Below are 15,249 nucleotides of genomic sequence, written 5' to 3' on the forward strand. Positions count from 1 at the left end.
TATTAAAAATTATAATTTAATTCCATTCCGAAATAGGGAGTATTCAGTCCTTTTCTGTACACTTTTACATTGTTGAACGTATAAGGAGCACTGTAATTGAAAAGTCTGTTGACAAACAGTGAAGTCTTTAGAGCTTTGTAAATGCTCTTCGTTATTTTAATGTTTCCGGTAAGCGTAAAAGTGGTTATTTTGTCCAGGTTATCAGTTACAGATACATTTCTTACCAGCCACTGCTTATAAATATCTGTTCTGTCCGCATCCGTGAAAGGATGGATGATGCCGTCTGCTCCATAATAAGAAATAGGTTCAGCGATTCTTCTGTCATTAATACTGTGATCATACAAACTTCCCTGTAAAGAAGCCGAAACAATCAGATCCAGGCTTGGAAGGTAAGTATCGATCAGTACGTTGTAATTGATGTTGGAATTATTATAACCATTATCATTTTTATAAATTCCGTAATAAGGGAATGGTCCTACACCAATGGATACACTGGGCTTGAAAGCATAAGGAACGGAGTTTCTGTACTGCGTTTTAAACCAGGCACCGGTAAACGTAAACCTTGTATTAATAGCTTTTATTCTTGGCGAAGTATATCCAAATTCGATCCCCTGTTTTAAAGTTTCACTTCCGTTTTCTGTCACCAGATATTCCCCAAGGTTTGTTTTTAATTCGTAAGGAACATTTGTAAGATCCGGTCCGTTAGGGGTCCATTGGGAGAGGTCTACCTGTGTAGCATCATATTGTTTGTAAGAATGAGCTGCCGTACGAACCATATTACGGAAACCATTGTTCATATCTTCTTTGAAATAAGTCACGAAAAGCTCATGGTTTCTGTAGCTCAGGTCGAGACGGATTTCCTTTTTTATACTTTTAGCGGCTTCAATCGCTTTATTTTCTCTCGATTGTACGTAGGTCATGAAGTTGACATAGCGGTACTGTTCATTGTTATGGTAATAATTCAGCTGAGTATAATCCCAGTAGTCTTTATTCGGGTAAAGCATCAGGAGCGTAGGCTGCTTATAGAAAAGACCGTATCCTAAAGTGATGTCCGTCTTCAAAGGATAATTGTTGATCATCAGATGCGGAAGGTTGTACTGGAAATTCAATCTGGGCTCTGTAAAAATTTTTTTGCTGATGGCAAATGATCGGTCAATCCCTAAATTTTTAGACATTCTTAAACCTGCATACAAAGTAAATTTATGCTGATCAAGCGCATAGCTCATCTGGTCACCGAAAAAAGCAGATAACAGATTAGAGGCTGGAATTTCATCATATGCTCTCGGTCTTTCTATATTGACAGAAGCAGATGGAGGGGTTGTCATATCGTACTGCAGGCCTTTTCCGTTATTTTTTGAATACCTCCAGTCAAGTCCGGCTTCATAATTATGGGTAATTCCTCCCGTTTTTCTTACTCCATTAGCTTTGAATAAAGCAGTAATATCCAATGGTTTTCCTTCCGTAGAAAAATTGGCAACATAACGAAGATTGGGATAAAATCCTACATTTTCACCCTGTTCAGTAGCCAGAGAAAATGAACGTGGCCCCGAAAGCTGAATCAGTTTTACCTGCTCAATTTTTTCAAAACCCTGGCGGATAGCCGTGTTTAAAGTAAATTTATTGAAGAAAGAAGCCTTGTCCAGCTGATAAATGAAATTGTTGGTCAGGCTGATTCTTGTATTCGTAGATTCATACTTATCCGTTGAAGGATATCCGTTGTCCGGATCGTATTTCATTTTGTCAATGTTGGTAGAAAAGTCAATGTTGGACCTCCATTCCAAAGGTCTGCCCCATACATTTGATATTTTCTTTGAACGGATAGAAGCTGTGATACGCTGGTAATTTTCGAATTCATTCGTAGGATCAGATTTAGAATCAAGATAATCCGCACTGGCGCTCAGCTGCCATTGATCTGTAATTTTAAAACCCTTACTTACATAATACTGTTTGCTGTATCCATCCGCTTTGAATCGGGCCTGTAGAGGAGATTGTCCTATTTTACGTTCTATTTTGATCAGTCCCGAAGTAAGATCACCATAAGAGGCAGAAGGAATTCCTCTGATAATTTCTACTTTTTCAATATCATTCGTAGAAATAGTCCTCATGTCTACTCCTGAAAAAGCTGTTTCCCTGCCTTTAGGACCGTTTGAAAACTGCTTTGGATCTATTGAAATCTGCAAATCTGCATTGGAATTAATGATATTGTCATCCACCATAAACTGAACACCAAGCGATGAGGTGCTGTACTTATCACCCGAAAGGTCGCCTGTATTTTCTCTCAGAGTCGCTTTATTTACCCCTTTTAAAGAAGGATATTTTGCCAGTCCGCCGGGCAGTAATTCCATCAGGTCGGTAAAACTAGATGGCTGTAAATGCTGCATCGCCTGTCTGTCTATCACAGATTTGGTAGTTAATCCCTTACTTTCTTTTGAGAATATCACAACCTCTTCCAGTTTATTAACAGGTTTAAGACTGATCGTAATAGATTGCGTGGAAGCAACCGTAATTGTAAGTTCCTTATCCTCGTAGCCCGGATATGTTATTTTGATGGTATGTTTTCCTTTTGAGAGAGGAATACTTGTATTTCCTTCCTGATCTGTAGAGGCAGAGATCTGGCCAATAACAACAGAAACTCCACTTAGTTCTTTATGGTCTTCATTGAAAACTTTAATGCTTACCGGAGATTTCTCTTCCTGTGCATAAAACAACTGTGTGGAAAAAAAGAAAAGAACAACGAAATATAAAAACCTGGTCATTTGTATTTATTCTAAATAAAATTGATCGCAAAAGTATTTAATTTTACGGTGTAATTTAGTGTTTATTTAGAATAAATTAAAATAATTGATAAAAGTCAGAAATATAATTGAAAAAAAATTACATAATATGCTGTCCGATTTATATAATATTCACCTCTCTTTCAAGCTCTATCCCGAACTTTTCTTTAACTGAATTGATAATTTCTGTAGAAAAATCAAAGATTTCTTTTCCCGTAGCATTTCCTGTTGCATTCACGATTACCAATGCCTGAAGTTTGTGCGAAGCGGCATTTCCGATTTGTTTGCCTTTCCATCCGCATTGCTCGATGAGCCATCCTGCGGGTACTTTTACCACATCTCCGTTAGGATAACCCGGAATATTTTCAAATTTCTGTTTCAGATCTTCGAATTGGGCTAAAGGAATGGTAGGGTTTTTAAAAAAGCTTCCCGCATTTCCCGTTTCTTTAGGATCCGGCAGTTTGCTCTGTCTGATATTGATCACGGCTTTGGAAACATCCTGAATGGTAGGATGAGTAATTCCCAGATTTTCCAGTTCCGTTTTTATGGCACCGTATTCCGTTTTAATGTGATGATCCTTTTTGGTTAATTGGAAAGTAACTTCCAAAATCACGTATCTTCCTTTTCCTTCCTGCTTGAAAATAGAATCCCTGTAACCAAAACGGCACTCCTCAAGGTTGAATGTTTTAAGCGCAAGATTTTCAAGGTCTAAAACGGTACAGCTGACAAAAATGTCTTTGATTTCCGTTCCGTAAGCTCCGATATTCTGCATCGGTGAAGTGCCTACATTTCCCGGGATCAAAGAAAGGTTTTCCAGGCCGCCATAGTTTTTTTCAAGGCTGTACATCACAAATTCATGCCAGTTTTCTCCTGCTTTTGCCGTTACCAGAATTTCGTTGTCATTCAGATCTTTTTCATCAATTCCTTTTAAGCTGAGTTTAATGGCAAGACCGTCAAAATCCTTAGTCAACAGAATATTACTTCCTCCACCCAAAAATAAAATAGGCAGATCGTGTTTTTTAGAATAATGGATGGCGTCCCTTAATTCCTCAAGGGTCTGTACTTCAGTAAAGTATTTTGCATTGATGTCAACGCCGAATGTATTGTAAGGCTTTAGAGAAAAATTTTCTTGCATAGGATTATTGATATTCTGTGGGAAGAAGGAGATTAAGTTGTTCTTTAAACAGTTTCAGCTGTTTGTAATGAATCGTGTCTGCATAAGAATTGACATAAATATGAGACTTTTTCGGAGTTCTGATCTGAAAAGTTTCGTCGATGCCGTCTACAGATTGCTTGCTGGGAGAACTTTCTATGTCATCAAGATCTTTAACCCTGATGGAAGCTGTCATATTTTTCCAGTTCTGTGCAGTGATGGCCGAGTTCCATTCTTTGTGGGTCTGGAGGTCTGCAACGCCGTGTTCTGCATGGATGGAATCTTTTGTGACTTTGATGATTTTGTAATCTCCACGCTCGCCTCCGATATGGGATAAGCTGATGAAAGTGATCTCATTCGGATTCTGATGAGAGACAGAAACCTGATCCTTATTCTTGTCACAGGAAAAAAATGCCGGCAGCAAAAATAGTGAAAACAGGAGTTTCAGATCATTTTTTTTTATTGCCGGCATAGATTGTATTTTTTTATAGGCTGAATTCTGCTCTGTAAGTCTTCAGCGCCTGTTTTAGGATTTCAGCACTTTTCTTAAGATCTTCCTCTTTCAGGACGTAAGCAATTCTTACCTGCTTTTTTCCAAGTTCAGGATCACTGTAGAAACCTCCTGCCGGAGCTACCATGATCGTTTCTTTATTAAGGGAATATTTTTCTAAAAGCCATTGTGCAAATTTCTCGGTATCATCCACCGGAAGTTCAGCGACACAGTAGAATGCTCCTCTTGGCTTAGGGCAGATAACCCCTGGAATAGCGTTAAGAAGGTCTACCAAGATATTTCTTCTGTGCGTATATTCTTCTCTTACCGCTCTGATGTAAGCTCCGTCATTCTGGTGTGCTGCTGTAGCTGCGATCTGTCCCAAAAGAACCGGGCTCAGTCTCGCCTGTGCAAAAAGCATAGCAGCATCGTGTATCTTTTTTGAACGGGTTAGCATACATCCGATTCTTACGCCACACATAGAATAACGCTTGGATTCTGAATCGATGATGATGCAGTTTTCGCTCAGTTCAGGGAAATCCAGCATAGAAATCTGTTGCTTTCCGTCATACACATATTCTCTGTATACTTCGTCTGAGATCACAACGATGTCATATTTCAAAGCAATTTCTGCCAGCTTCTGAAGCTCTTCACGGGTGTAAAGATATCCGGTAGGGTTACCCGGGTTGCAGATAACGATTGCTCTTGTTTTTTCTGTAATTTTTTTCTCAAATTCTTCGATCGGAGGAAGTGCAAAACCTGTGTCAATCGTAGACGGAACTGCTACTACATGCACGTTGAATGTGCTGGTAAAACCGTTATAGTTGGCATAGTAAGGCTCAGGAATAATCACCTCGTCGCCGTCATCACATAAAGTCGAAATCGCAAAGTTCAGGGCTTCAGAACCCCCATTGGTAACGATGAAATTATCAGGGGTAAGGTCTGGAAAACCTAAAGTATGATAATACTCCGTAAGGGCTTTTCTGTATTCTATATTACCTTCAGAAAGCGCATATTCCAATACTTTAAGATCAATATTCTTTAAAGCATTTAAAGCCGTTTCCGGTGTTTCAATATCAGGCTGTCCGATATTAAGGTGATATACTTTTATTCCCTGTTGTTTCGCTTTTAAAGCGTAAGGAACCAGTTTTCTTACCGGCGATGGCGGCATATGCTGTGCTCTGTTTGAAATATTCGGCATTGTTCAAAAAATTTGTATGGCAAAAATAAGATTTAATTTCTCAATAATAAAATAACCTGTTGTTCATTTTGAGTGCTTTTTAATTGTTTTGGAAATCAGCAAATTAAAATTGATGGTTGCCTGTTCTTTTGATGACAAACGTAATTCTTTTTATTTATGTTTAATGCTGGTTATCAATTTGTTGAAAATAATAAGTGTTGGAGATTAATTATAGGTCAAAATGATTAAAATTGTTAAAATAATACATGAAAATGTGAATAAAATATTTGGTCATAAAATAATTTTTCCCTATAAATTAATATATCAATATCTTAATATTATTTATAAATGTTTGATTATTTCATAATAATATCAGTTTTGTATTATATTTTTTATTAAATTTCAGCGCTAATAAAAAATAATTATGAAAATACATTTACCATTGAGAGTCCTTTCGATTGTGACTCTTTTTGCGGCATCAGCGATGAATGCCCAAAATTATCAGACCATGCCGGTCCAGTCCGGATATACGGCAGATGTTATCGCCAATGATGTAGGTTCTGCCTTATCAAGCACCACAGAAGACGTTGACGGTGTGTCTTTTGCCTTTGTGGCAAGGGATTTTAAACTTACTCCTACAAGTTCCGCACTCACCTACGGACTTCCGGTAAACGGGATCGTAAATTCTGTAGTGGCTTCTACACCAGGATTGAGCTACAAACTGGGGGATCTTTATGGGAATAATTCTCTTAAAATTTCCACCAGTGGGACAAGCGGAACATTGTCATTTGTCACACCTATTCCTGCTTTTAAAGTATATATGCTTGCTACCGGAGGAAGCGGACCATGTACAGTGAATGTAACGGTCAACTTTACGGATAACACCACTCAGACGTTTTCAGGAGTATCAATCTCTGACTGGTATGACGGAACAAACTATGCCATCCGTGGGATTGGTAGAATCAATAGAGCGAATAATGTTTTAGAATCGAGTTCTACAAACCCGAGATTGTATCAGTCTTTATTGACACTTGATGCAGCCAATCAGACTAAGCCTATTCAAAGTATCACGGTGACTAAAGTTAGCGGCACGGGAATCGCCAATGTTTTTGCTTTTTCTGCAGATGCTTATACAGACTGTGTAGCTCCAACACTTCAGTCTGTAGGGACACTTACTTCAAACTCTGCTCAGGTTTCATGGACGGTACCGGCCACGGTTCAGGCAGTAAGCTATGATGTATACTACAATACAACCAATACGTCTCCTACAGCTGCAACAGTACCGAATCATCCCGGAGTAACAGGAACTTCCTTTACTATTCCTTCCTTATCATCAAGTACGGTTTACTATTATTGGGTAAGAACGAATTGTAGTACAGCAACGGCTCAGAGCGTATGGTCGCAGTCAGGAACATTTACTACTTTATGTGGTACTGTGGTTCCATCCTATACAAATGACTTCAACACCTTCCCGGGAACATGCTGGACGAGTAATCTTTCGGGCGGTACTCCTGCTACAGGGCCTACAGGAACAAGTAACTATTGGGCTTCAGGAGGTTTCTTAGGAACAGGGTCTGGTGGATCAGCAACAATCAATTTATATACAACAGGCAGAACGGGATGGCTCAAAACATTACCTTTCAATCTTTCCGCAGGCTCCTATAAAGTTAAATTCGATTATGGAGTAGCAGCTTACCTAAGTACCAATTCTTCACCAATGGGATCTGATGATGTGATCCAGTTCCTGGTATCTAATGATGGCGGATCTACATGGACAGTCTTGCACACATGGAACGCAGCCAATGCACCTACCAATACGTCAACGCCGTATTCTTATACCTTAACGGGATACAACAGTACGAATACCGTATTTGCTTTTTATGCAACAGATGGAGCTGTGAATGACGATCCCGATTATAATTTTTATGTTGACAACTTTACGGTTGAAAATGCTCAGCTGAGTACTTCAGAAGTAAAAGACGGGGTAAAGAAAGCATCGGTTCACCCGAATCCGTTCAAAGATATTCTGTACATTTCTGATACCAGAGAAGTAAAATATGTAACAGTGGGAGATGCTTCCGGCAGAACCGTGAAAAACTTTACAGGTGCTGTGAAAGAGCTTGATCTGAGCACACTGAATACAGGACTTTATTTTGTGACGGTTTACTTCAAAGACGGTTCACAGTCTACGGTGAAAGCGATCAAAAAATAATATATTTTTAATTAATGAAAAAACGGTGACTCTGATAAATAGTCACCGTTTTTTCATTTTTTGATATCTGAGTATTGACTCAATCAATTACTCATTCTTAATGACTTTCTTTGAAATGATTTTTCCATGATTATTTTGCAGGGTTATCATATACATTCCCGTATTCAATGTGGATGCATCTATTGTAGAGTCTCCCTTTTTCAGATTTCCTTTTAATACATGACGTCCTTCCATATTGCTTATATGATAGGTGATGTTTTCTTTGGCTATAACGGAAATGATGTTTTTAAAAAGAGTAGAGGATATGGAGGCGAACTGTTTGTGTTCTTTTCCGGTTTCATTTGTTGCTAATATGGCATTCGGGTCATACCGGTAGATAATGGTCACTGGTGTTCCGTATTCATTATTAAAATCATCTACCAGGTAATACTTTATGATATAATCAATAGGGAAAGTTCCGCTTCCGGTATTGGAATTCCACATATTATATCCACTGGCAGGTGTTTCTGAGTTGGCGTTAATCGTAATGGGAGCATTGGAATTCGAAGGGTATACAGCATTGGGAGCTACAGAGGGCAGACAGGTGTTGAGGTAGCAGAACTGAAAACCACTTCCTGTCGCATTTTGGATGCTCACAATTTTAATACGCACTTTTACAGCGGCTGATGAGGTATTTTTAATTTTATAATGAAGCGTAGCGGTGTTTTCGGCAGTGGTATTGTAGGTAAGAACCTTTCCGCTGGGAATTGTGGTTCCGTTTTCTTTTACGAGTGTTAGTTGTGCCTGATTAAAGCACGGAGCAAGAACGCCTAGCAATAAAAAAATAAAATTTTTCATAGATTTAATGATTAGGAAAAACACTGAGTTCCGATATGGAACCCAGTGCTCTCAGATTATTATTTTATAATTAACTTTTGAGTTTTTGGCGCTGAGCCTTTTTCTGTAATAGAAATAAAATACATTCCTTTGGCCAGTTTTTCAACAGAAACCGGACTGTCCGGTGATATATTGGTTTTTTCTAAAACAATTTTTCCAGATGTGTCGAACAGTTTGATATCTACATTTTTATCAGCCTGTACTTTGAAATATTCAGATGCTGGATTAGGATACACCGTCAGATAATTGGTATTGGTTTCTGCGGTGCTTGTTCCCAGACTGCCAAGCAGGAAAGAACGTGCATTGATGACTTCGCCGGTAGCTGCATTTAATAAAAGAACAACAGCCTTTACTTTAGCCAAATTATAAGTTGTGGGAATATTGGCTGTAAATGTATAATTAACAACCTGTCCGTCTGTAATTGAGGTAGGAACAGAGCCTGCCTGTCCTGTGTATCCTCCAATCAGCATTCTGCCTACATGATCATAGATCATTTGTGCTGCAGGAACAGGGTCCGGTAAGACTTCATAACCTCCCATTACACCCTGACCTCCACCGGCATAATAATTTTTTTGATTATAAGCTGTAGTAGTACCTTTTACATCATCTTCTACCAAAACTACAGCGAATCTTAGATTTGCGTTGCTCATGACAGTTCTGAATATAGCTGAAGCGTTAAGAGTAAGTGAATTTCCTGCCAAACCTCCGGATGCATTGAGTTGTGCAGGGGTGATGAGAACTTTTCTTGTATTCACCAGTGTTGTCATATTGTCATTACTTACCCCTTGATTTAAAGCAATTCGGTCTACATTCATGGATGGGAAACCATTGAAATTAGCCCCGGAATTGTATTCAGCGACTACCATTGGGTCAGCATTGTGTACTGCGATTCCAATAAAATCATTGGGATAATTGGTATCCATATGTTTCATGGCAACTGCGCCTCTAGGGCACCATCCGCACCAGGTTCCGGTACCTTCTTCAATCAATACTTTTTTAGGTGAATTTTGGCTTACAGTTCTGAACGTAGTATTTTTACTATTGTCCGCGGGTGTTGTGTCCGCAGCGCCATTTACCTGAGTAATTGTTACCGCCATATTTTTTTTCAGCCACTGAAGAATAATTGATAGCTACAGGATGTGTAATCGTAATTTCCTGGCTTGTGTTAAGAGGAGATGCTAATGGGATGGTAGAAATATGATCAGCTACTCCATCATTCCAGTTAAGGGTGATATTATTAATAGCTTCGGAACCATTGTTTTTTACGGTTGCCTTAAGCTGGTAGTCAGTGCTTATAAGCCCATATTCAGTAAGAGAAATGTTTTTCAGGGTAATGTCTTTGGCTGCAAGAGTTTTTACCTGGATATTATCTACGATTAAGTACAATTGATCTGTACATTCATAATGTCTGAATGAGATATAAACTTGCTGTCCTATAAAAGGCGTAAGATCGATTGATCTGCTTTGGAATCCACCTGTAGATACCGTTTCTGTATAAACAGGAGTAGAGGCTGTGATGGTTCCGGATGCATTGGAAGTTGTGATATACACTGAATATTTGTCGGCAGGATATTGCGTGTTCGTTGCTATATCGTACTGAAGAACAACATTCGATGCTGATACAGATCCCAAGTTGATCAGTGGAGAGGTGATGAGATTATTTGGAGACAAAGCTGCACCGGATAAGTAAGAGTAAGAAATGAGTGCTCCAGTTCCGAAATTTGAGCTTAATGACGATGCATTTACATTACTCCATTGCTTACCGTCTCCATCAATGTCTGTACTAACCCAATTGTTAAGCCCGGCAGTATTAAAATCCTGGCTGTAATAAGTTTGTGAAAAATGTATTCCCGAGATGAGAATACCCACAAAAAATAAAATCTTTTTCATATTGTTAAAAATTTAAATTGTAAAAAATGTTATTATAAAAATTCATAGGTGTTGGTTGTATTTATTTTTTCTTCCCTTACGTTGAGTACGGTGCCATTGGCATCCATAATCATGATGATCACTTTAAGTTTATCAGTGTTGTATGTTGCTGGGACTGTATATTGAAAAGTTCTGGAATATTCACTGGATGTAACGGTCTGAGTGTCGGGGATACCTTCCCCCGTTACTGATGAGGTCAGTTTGTTTCGTAAAACGTTATGATGAATGTAATTGTAAATATAGCTGCTGCCGCCATAAAGCGAACTGATATAATTTTTCTGATGATGTACCAGTTCGTCTTCTACCACAAAAGCGGCTATTTTAAGATGGGTGAAATTTTCAGTAAACAAAACTGAAGCCTCTGTAGTAAAGGTGTTTCCGGAGACTGAAGATTTCATTTTTATTCCGATTTTACTGAAAGCACTCAGCTGTCCCAGCGGTAAAGACATATCTGTATAATTGGAATCATAAGGCCAAACCGTATTTCTGTTAATAAACATAGCCGGCCATTCCGTAACGTTTTTAGAAGTTTCCATTTCAGTGCTCGTATCATTAGACCAGGGATCACTGGTGCCGGCTGGACCATGAATTCCTATAAAAACAAAATCTTCGGTCTGATGGGCGAGGTTGTCATGTCTTGCCAGTGCTATGGTGCAGTAGCCGCACCATGTTCCTGTGAAATCCTCGTATAAGATTCTGTGTTTAAAACTTATTCCGCTGCTTACAACCGCTTTTACGGAAATTGGATTTAAGGGCAGGCCTTTGTATTCAGCTTTTACAGTGTAACTTCCTTTTTCAGTGGGGGTGAAGGTATTGCCTGAAATCAGTTGTCCGTTGACATAGATCTGGCTCTGCGGAGTAACATCGTTGGTAAGATTGTCCTTGACTTTAAAAGTAAATGTTTTTCCAACTAATTTTTCATTTCCGCCTTCAGCAGTTACTGTCAGGTAAGTGGCTACAGAGTCACCTTCGTCACTTGCTGAGCCTTGGCATGATCGTAGAATGAAAAAAAGAAACATGCCGTGGATAATAAATATTAAGTTTTTTTTCATATTATTTTTAAAATATTCAGTTAAAACCAGGTTCTCTAAAATGTTATCAAAGTCATTGGGTAAATCAATTAATATTTTACTTAATTAATTTACTGATTATTTAATAAAATGCTTATTATATTGATTTTTATATTGCAAATATATATAATTAATTAACATATCATTAATTTTTATTCTGTATGTTTGTAAAAAAAATATCAACTGTGATGAAAAAAATATTATTAGTGATTCTGGTTTTGTCCCTCCCTCTTTTCTATGCTCAGCAGGTTCCCAATGTATCCATTAGCAACCTGAATAATGAAAAGGTAAATGTTTCAAAAATAGACTCTTCAAACCCTGTAGTGCTGACTTTTTGGGCAACCTGGTGTCTGCCCTGTATGGAAGAACTCAACACAATCAATGAGAAATATGAAGACTGGCAAAAGGAAGCTAAATTCAGTGTGTATGCAGTATCTACAGATGACGCCCGCACAGCTTCAAAAGTAAAAACAGTAGTGAAAAGTAAGGGTTGGCCTTATGCTGTACTTTTGGATTCTAACCAGACCCTGAAAAGAGCACTGAATGTGAACAGTATTCCTTATTTAGTGCTTCTCCATAAGGGTAAAATAGTATATTCCCATGTTGGATATTCCTCAGGTGACGAGGACGAGCTGATCGCGAAAATTAAAGATTGTTATAAAAATTAATCTTTTGAAAATGATGAATAAATTAATGATCAGTACCCTGTTTCTTTGTAGTACTCAATTTTTTTGTCAGCTGACTGTAAATTTAGAATCAAACTCCCAATACTATATAGATGATGATAAAATAAAATTGTCCGAAGCAGAAGCCACCCAAAGATTCAGATCCAATAATTATCTGAATATGAATTATAAACTGAAAAATTTCACATTCGGTGCACAGCTCGAATCTTATGAGCCTAAGGCTTTACTGAATTATTCTCCGGCTTTTAAAGAGACCAATTTATCCACTTATTACGTTAATTATAACAATGAAAAAGCTGGTATTGATGTTACTTTAGGCCACTTTTATGAACAGTTCGGAAGTGGTTTGGCATTACGTCTCTGGGAAGACAAACAGCTTGGAATTGCCAATTCCCTGCTTGGGGCTAAGATAAAATATTCCGACCCGGATCAGATCATAACGTTGAAAGCTTTGGCAGGAAAACAAAGATCAGGGTTTAAACTTACCGACGGAATGATTGGCGGACTGGATGCTGAGGTTAAGATTGATTCTCTGATGAAAATCAAAAATCTCCGGACGAGTGTAGGATTCAGCTATGTTAATAAGTATGAAAACAACAGAGAAAATACGCTGTATCCGAAAAATGTAGATGTATATGCATCACGTCTGAAAATGGAGTATTCCAAATTTGCCATGGAATTTGAATACCTGTACAAAACTAAAGACAATATAAAACAGGTCACTGTTCTGGACCCGAATAATACCTTCCCGGGTAATGCCTATTATCTCAATCTTTCTTATGCTACCAACCGGTTTGGGATTATTGCGAATCTCCGTAGACTGGAAAATTTCAATTTATATTCCCAGCGTGATCAGATCGGAAATATTTACCATAATGCCGTTCTGGATTATTTACCGGCACTTACAAAGCAGTATGACTACAGTCTTGCCAATATTTATGTGTATCAGGCACAGCCCAGACTTGCCTTTCTGCCTCAGAAGAAATCAGGAGAGATAGGCTCGCAGTTCGATATTTTTTATAAAATAAAGAAAGGAACACTGCTTGGAGGAAAATATGGAGTGGACCTGTCGCTGAACATCTCCAACTGGTATGGCCTCAAAGGAACCTATCGTAATTATATCAATGATCATAATAACTACAGAACAGATTTTTTAAAGCTCGGAGAAAAGTATTATGCTGATCAAAGTATAGATATAAGAACAAAACTGCAGGAAAACTGGAAGATTGCTTTTGTTTTCATCAATCAGTATTATAACACTTACAGGACAGAGGAAACAATAGGTGAGGTGAAAGCAAAAACAGTAGTTCTTGATAATATCTGTAAATTTTCAAAAAGTTCTGTGAAACTGGAACTCCAGCATCAGTGGGGAGACAGTTACCATGGAAATTGGGCTGCCGGTTTGGCGGAATATAATTTTAAAAAGAACTGGTCAGTTTTCGTCAATGATCTTTATAACTATGGCAACCCGGATAAAGAAAAGCAAATGCATTATTATACCGGTGGTGTCGTATTCAGAAAAAACAGCTTCAGGGTTCAGGCTTCATACGGAAGACAGCGGGGAGGATTGCTGTGTGTAGGTGGTGTCTGTAGATTTGTACCGGAAAGTGCCGGTTTGTCCCTTGGTGTAAGTGCAAGTTATTAAACAGTCATTTAGAAATTTACTATTGAATAGAAGGATGTATAAATATATTCAGCCATCATTGTATGTATTATAAATTTTATTAATTTGGAACATTATAAAACTTGACCGAATATGCAAATTCCAGCTGACTCCGTATCCGATTATATCTCCAAAATTCCTGAAGAAAGACAGGAAGCATTCAAAAAATTGTTTGATACCGTGAATGGCAATCTGCCAAAAGGTTTTCAGGAAGGTGTCAGTTATGGAATGATAGGGTGGAATGTACCTTTGGAAACCTATCCTGCAGGTTATCACTGTACTCCGGATTCACCGTTGCCTTTTATGGGATTGGCTTCGCAAAAGAATTTCATCGCCTTCTATCATATGGGAATGTACGCCAATCCAGAACTGCTGGACTGGTTTGTCGCAGAATATCCCAAACATTCCAAACGGAAACTGGATATGGGGAAATCATGTGTCCGTTTCAAAAAACCGGAAGATATTCCTTTTGAGCTCATCGCTGAGGTAAGCAAAAAAATGACAGTGGAAGACTGGATCAGTATTTACGAAAGCCAGCTTAAAAAATAAAAGAGCCAATTTCAAAAAAGAAACAGACTCTTCACTTACTTCATGACGACTATCATTTTTGAATACAAATATTTCTGGGGGCTGATTTCTATGACGTTACCAAATTATTTATATAATTTTTTTCATAGGGCTTTTGTTTATTGATAACGGCAAAAGCCCTATGGATAATTTTATTTCTCACATTATTCAGTACCAGCATTTTATTTTTTCCCTCAGCTACCTTTCTTAAATAATATTCTCTAAGATCATTTTCCAGTCTTATAGCGCTCATTGCTGCCATATGAAGTATACTTTTTAATGATTTATCAGCGTAGAAAGATAGTTTAGGTTTGTATCTTATAGAAGTTCCCTATTGATGATCAAATGGAACAACGCCTGAATAACAGGCAAGCTTTCTAGGTTCTGTAATCTCTTCAAAGTTTCCTGTTTTTATTAACATCATCCAACATAAAACTTTTCCTATACCCGGAACAGTCTTTAAAAGCTCACTTTTTTTCTTAAGATCCTGATTTGAAGCAATTACATTTTCTATATCCTTTTCTAAAATTGCAATATGTTTTTCTAAAAGCGCTATTTCTTCTTTATTCATCTTCAACAATTCTTCAGCTAATTTGGATTGCATTAGTTTATAATTACTTTGCTGCTTTAATAAACTTGCTCTGAGTTT

At 38.0% G+C, this 15,249-nt stretch carries 13 protein-coding genes; 4 read left to right on the forward strand and 9 right to left on the reverse strand.

Features of this window, described 5'->3' with window-relative positions:
- Window positions 1–2: 2 nt before the first annotated feature.
- The 4 genes from IW22_RS02215 to IW22_RS02230 all read right to left on the reverse strand — a co-directional run bounded on the left by IW22_RS02215 (window position 3) and on the right by IW22_RS02230 (window position 5,618).
- Complete coding sequence (locus IW22_RS02215) at window positions 3–2,756, reverse strand: carboxypeptidase-like regulatory domain-containing protein (RefSeq protein WP_034723776.1); 2,754 nt, start codon at window positions 2,754–2,756, stop codon at window positions 3–5.
- A gap of 139 nt (window positions 2,757–2,895) precedes the next feature.
- A complete protein-coding gene (gene murB / locus IW22_RS02220) occupies window positions 2,896–3,909 on the reverse strand; it encodes a UDP-N-acetylmuramate dehydrogenase (RefSeq protein WP_034723778.1) in 1,014 nt (337 codons plus the stop codon).
- Between the two features lie 4 nt (window positions 3,910–3,913).
- Window positions 3,914–4,399 (reverse strand): hypothetical protein, encoded by a 486-nt coding sequence (locus IW22_RS02225; RefSeq protein WP_034723779.1) that lies wholly within the window; start codon window positions 4,397–4,399, stop codon window positions 3,914–3,916.
- Between the two features lie 13 nt (window positions 4,400–4,412).
- Window positions 4,413–5,618, reverse strand: a complete 1,206-nt coding sequence (locus tag IW22_RS02230) for a pyridoxal phosphate-dependent aminotransferase (RefSeq protein ID WP_034723780.1) — start codon at window positions 5,616–5,618, stop codon at window positions 4,413–4,415.
- A 403-nt stretch (window positions 5,619–6,021) separates the two neighbouring features.
- Between IW22_RS02230 and IW22_RS02235 the strand changes: the two genes are divergently transcribed.
- Window positions 6,022–7,809: a T9SS type A sorting domain-containing protein gene (locus IW22_RS02235; protein ID WP_081873869.1), complete on the forward strand. Its 1,788-nt coding sequence runs from the start codon at window positions 6,022–6,024 to the stop codon at window positions 7,807–7,809.
- 87 nt (window positions 7,810–7,896) lie between these two features.
- Here IW22_RS02235 and IW22_RS02240 read toward each other — a convergent pair whose 3' ends face one another.
- The 4 genes from IW22_RS02240 to IW22_RS02255 are packed head-to-tail and all read right to left on the reverse strand — an operon-like array spanning window position 7,897 to window position 11,666.
- Window positions 7,897–8,646 carry a T9SS type A sorting domain-containing protein gene (locus IW22_RS02240; protein ID WP_034723782.1) on the reverse strand — a complete coding sequence of 250 codons (750 nt, stop codon included), beginning with the start codon at window positions 8,644–8,646 and terminating at the stop codon, window positions 7,897–7,899.
- 59 nt (window positions 8,647–8,705) lie between these two features.
- Entirely contained in the window at window positions 8,706–9,782 is a 1,077-nt protein-coding gene (locus IW22_RS23470; RefSeq protein ID WP_051890929.1) for an Omp28-related outer membrane protein, read from the reverse strand.
- Window positions 9,724–10,575: a choice-of-anchor J domain-containing protein gene (locus IW22_RS02250; protein WP_034723783.1), complete on the reverse strand. Its 852-nt coding sequence runs from the start codon at window positions 10,573–10,575 to the stop codon at window positions 9,724–9,726. Before IW22_RS02250 ends, IW22_RS23470 begins: the two co-directional genes overlap by 59 nt.
- Window positions 10,576–10,607: 32 nt before the next feature.
- Window positions 10,608–11,666: an Omp28-related outer membrane protein gene (locus tag IW22_RS02255; protein WP_034723784.1), complete on the reverse strand. Its 1,059-nt coding sequence runs from the start codon at window positions 11,664–11,666 to the stop codon at window positions 10,608–10,610.
- Between the two features lie 206 nt (window positions 11,667–11,872).
- Between IW22_RS02255 and IW22_RS02260 the strand changes: the two genes are divergently transcribed.
- From IW22_RS02260 to IW22_RS02270, 3 genes are all read left to right on the forward strand, one after another.
- Window positions 11,873–12,352 (forward strand): TlpA family protein disulfide reductase, encoded by a 480-nt coding sequence (locus IW22_RS02260; protein ID WP_034723858.1) that lies wholly within the window; start codon window positions 11,873–11,875, stop codon window positions 12,350–12,352.
- Between the two features lie 10 nt (window positions 12,353–12,362).
- Entirely contained in the window at window positions 12,363–14,015 is a 1,653-nt protein-coding gene (locus tag IW22_RS02265) for a DUF6029 family protein (protein WP_051890936.1), read from the forward strand.
- A 111-nt stretch (window positions 14,016–14,126) separates the two neighbouring features.
- Complete coding sequence (locus IW22_RS02270; protein ID WP_034723785.1) at window positions 14,127–14,582, forward strand: DUF1801 domain-containing protein; 456 nt, start codon at window positions 14,127–14,129, stop codon at window positions 14,580–14,582.
- Between the two features lie 349 nt (window positions 14,583–14,931).
- On the opposite strand, the gene IW22_RS24795 is transcribed toward IW22_RS02270, so the two are convergent.
- The coding region (locus IW22_RS24795; protein WP_228383974.1) for a transposase at window positions 14,932–15,249 on the reverse strand (318 nt) is incomplete at its 5' end.

This window comes from Chryseobacterium sp. JM1, assembly GCF_000737715.1.
In the GTDB taxonomy this organism is placed as follows: domain Bacteria; phylum Bacteroidota; class Bacteroidia; order Flavobacteriales; family Weeksellaceae; genus Chryseobacterium.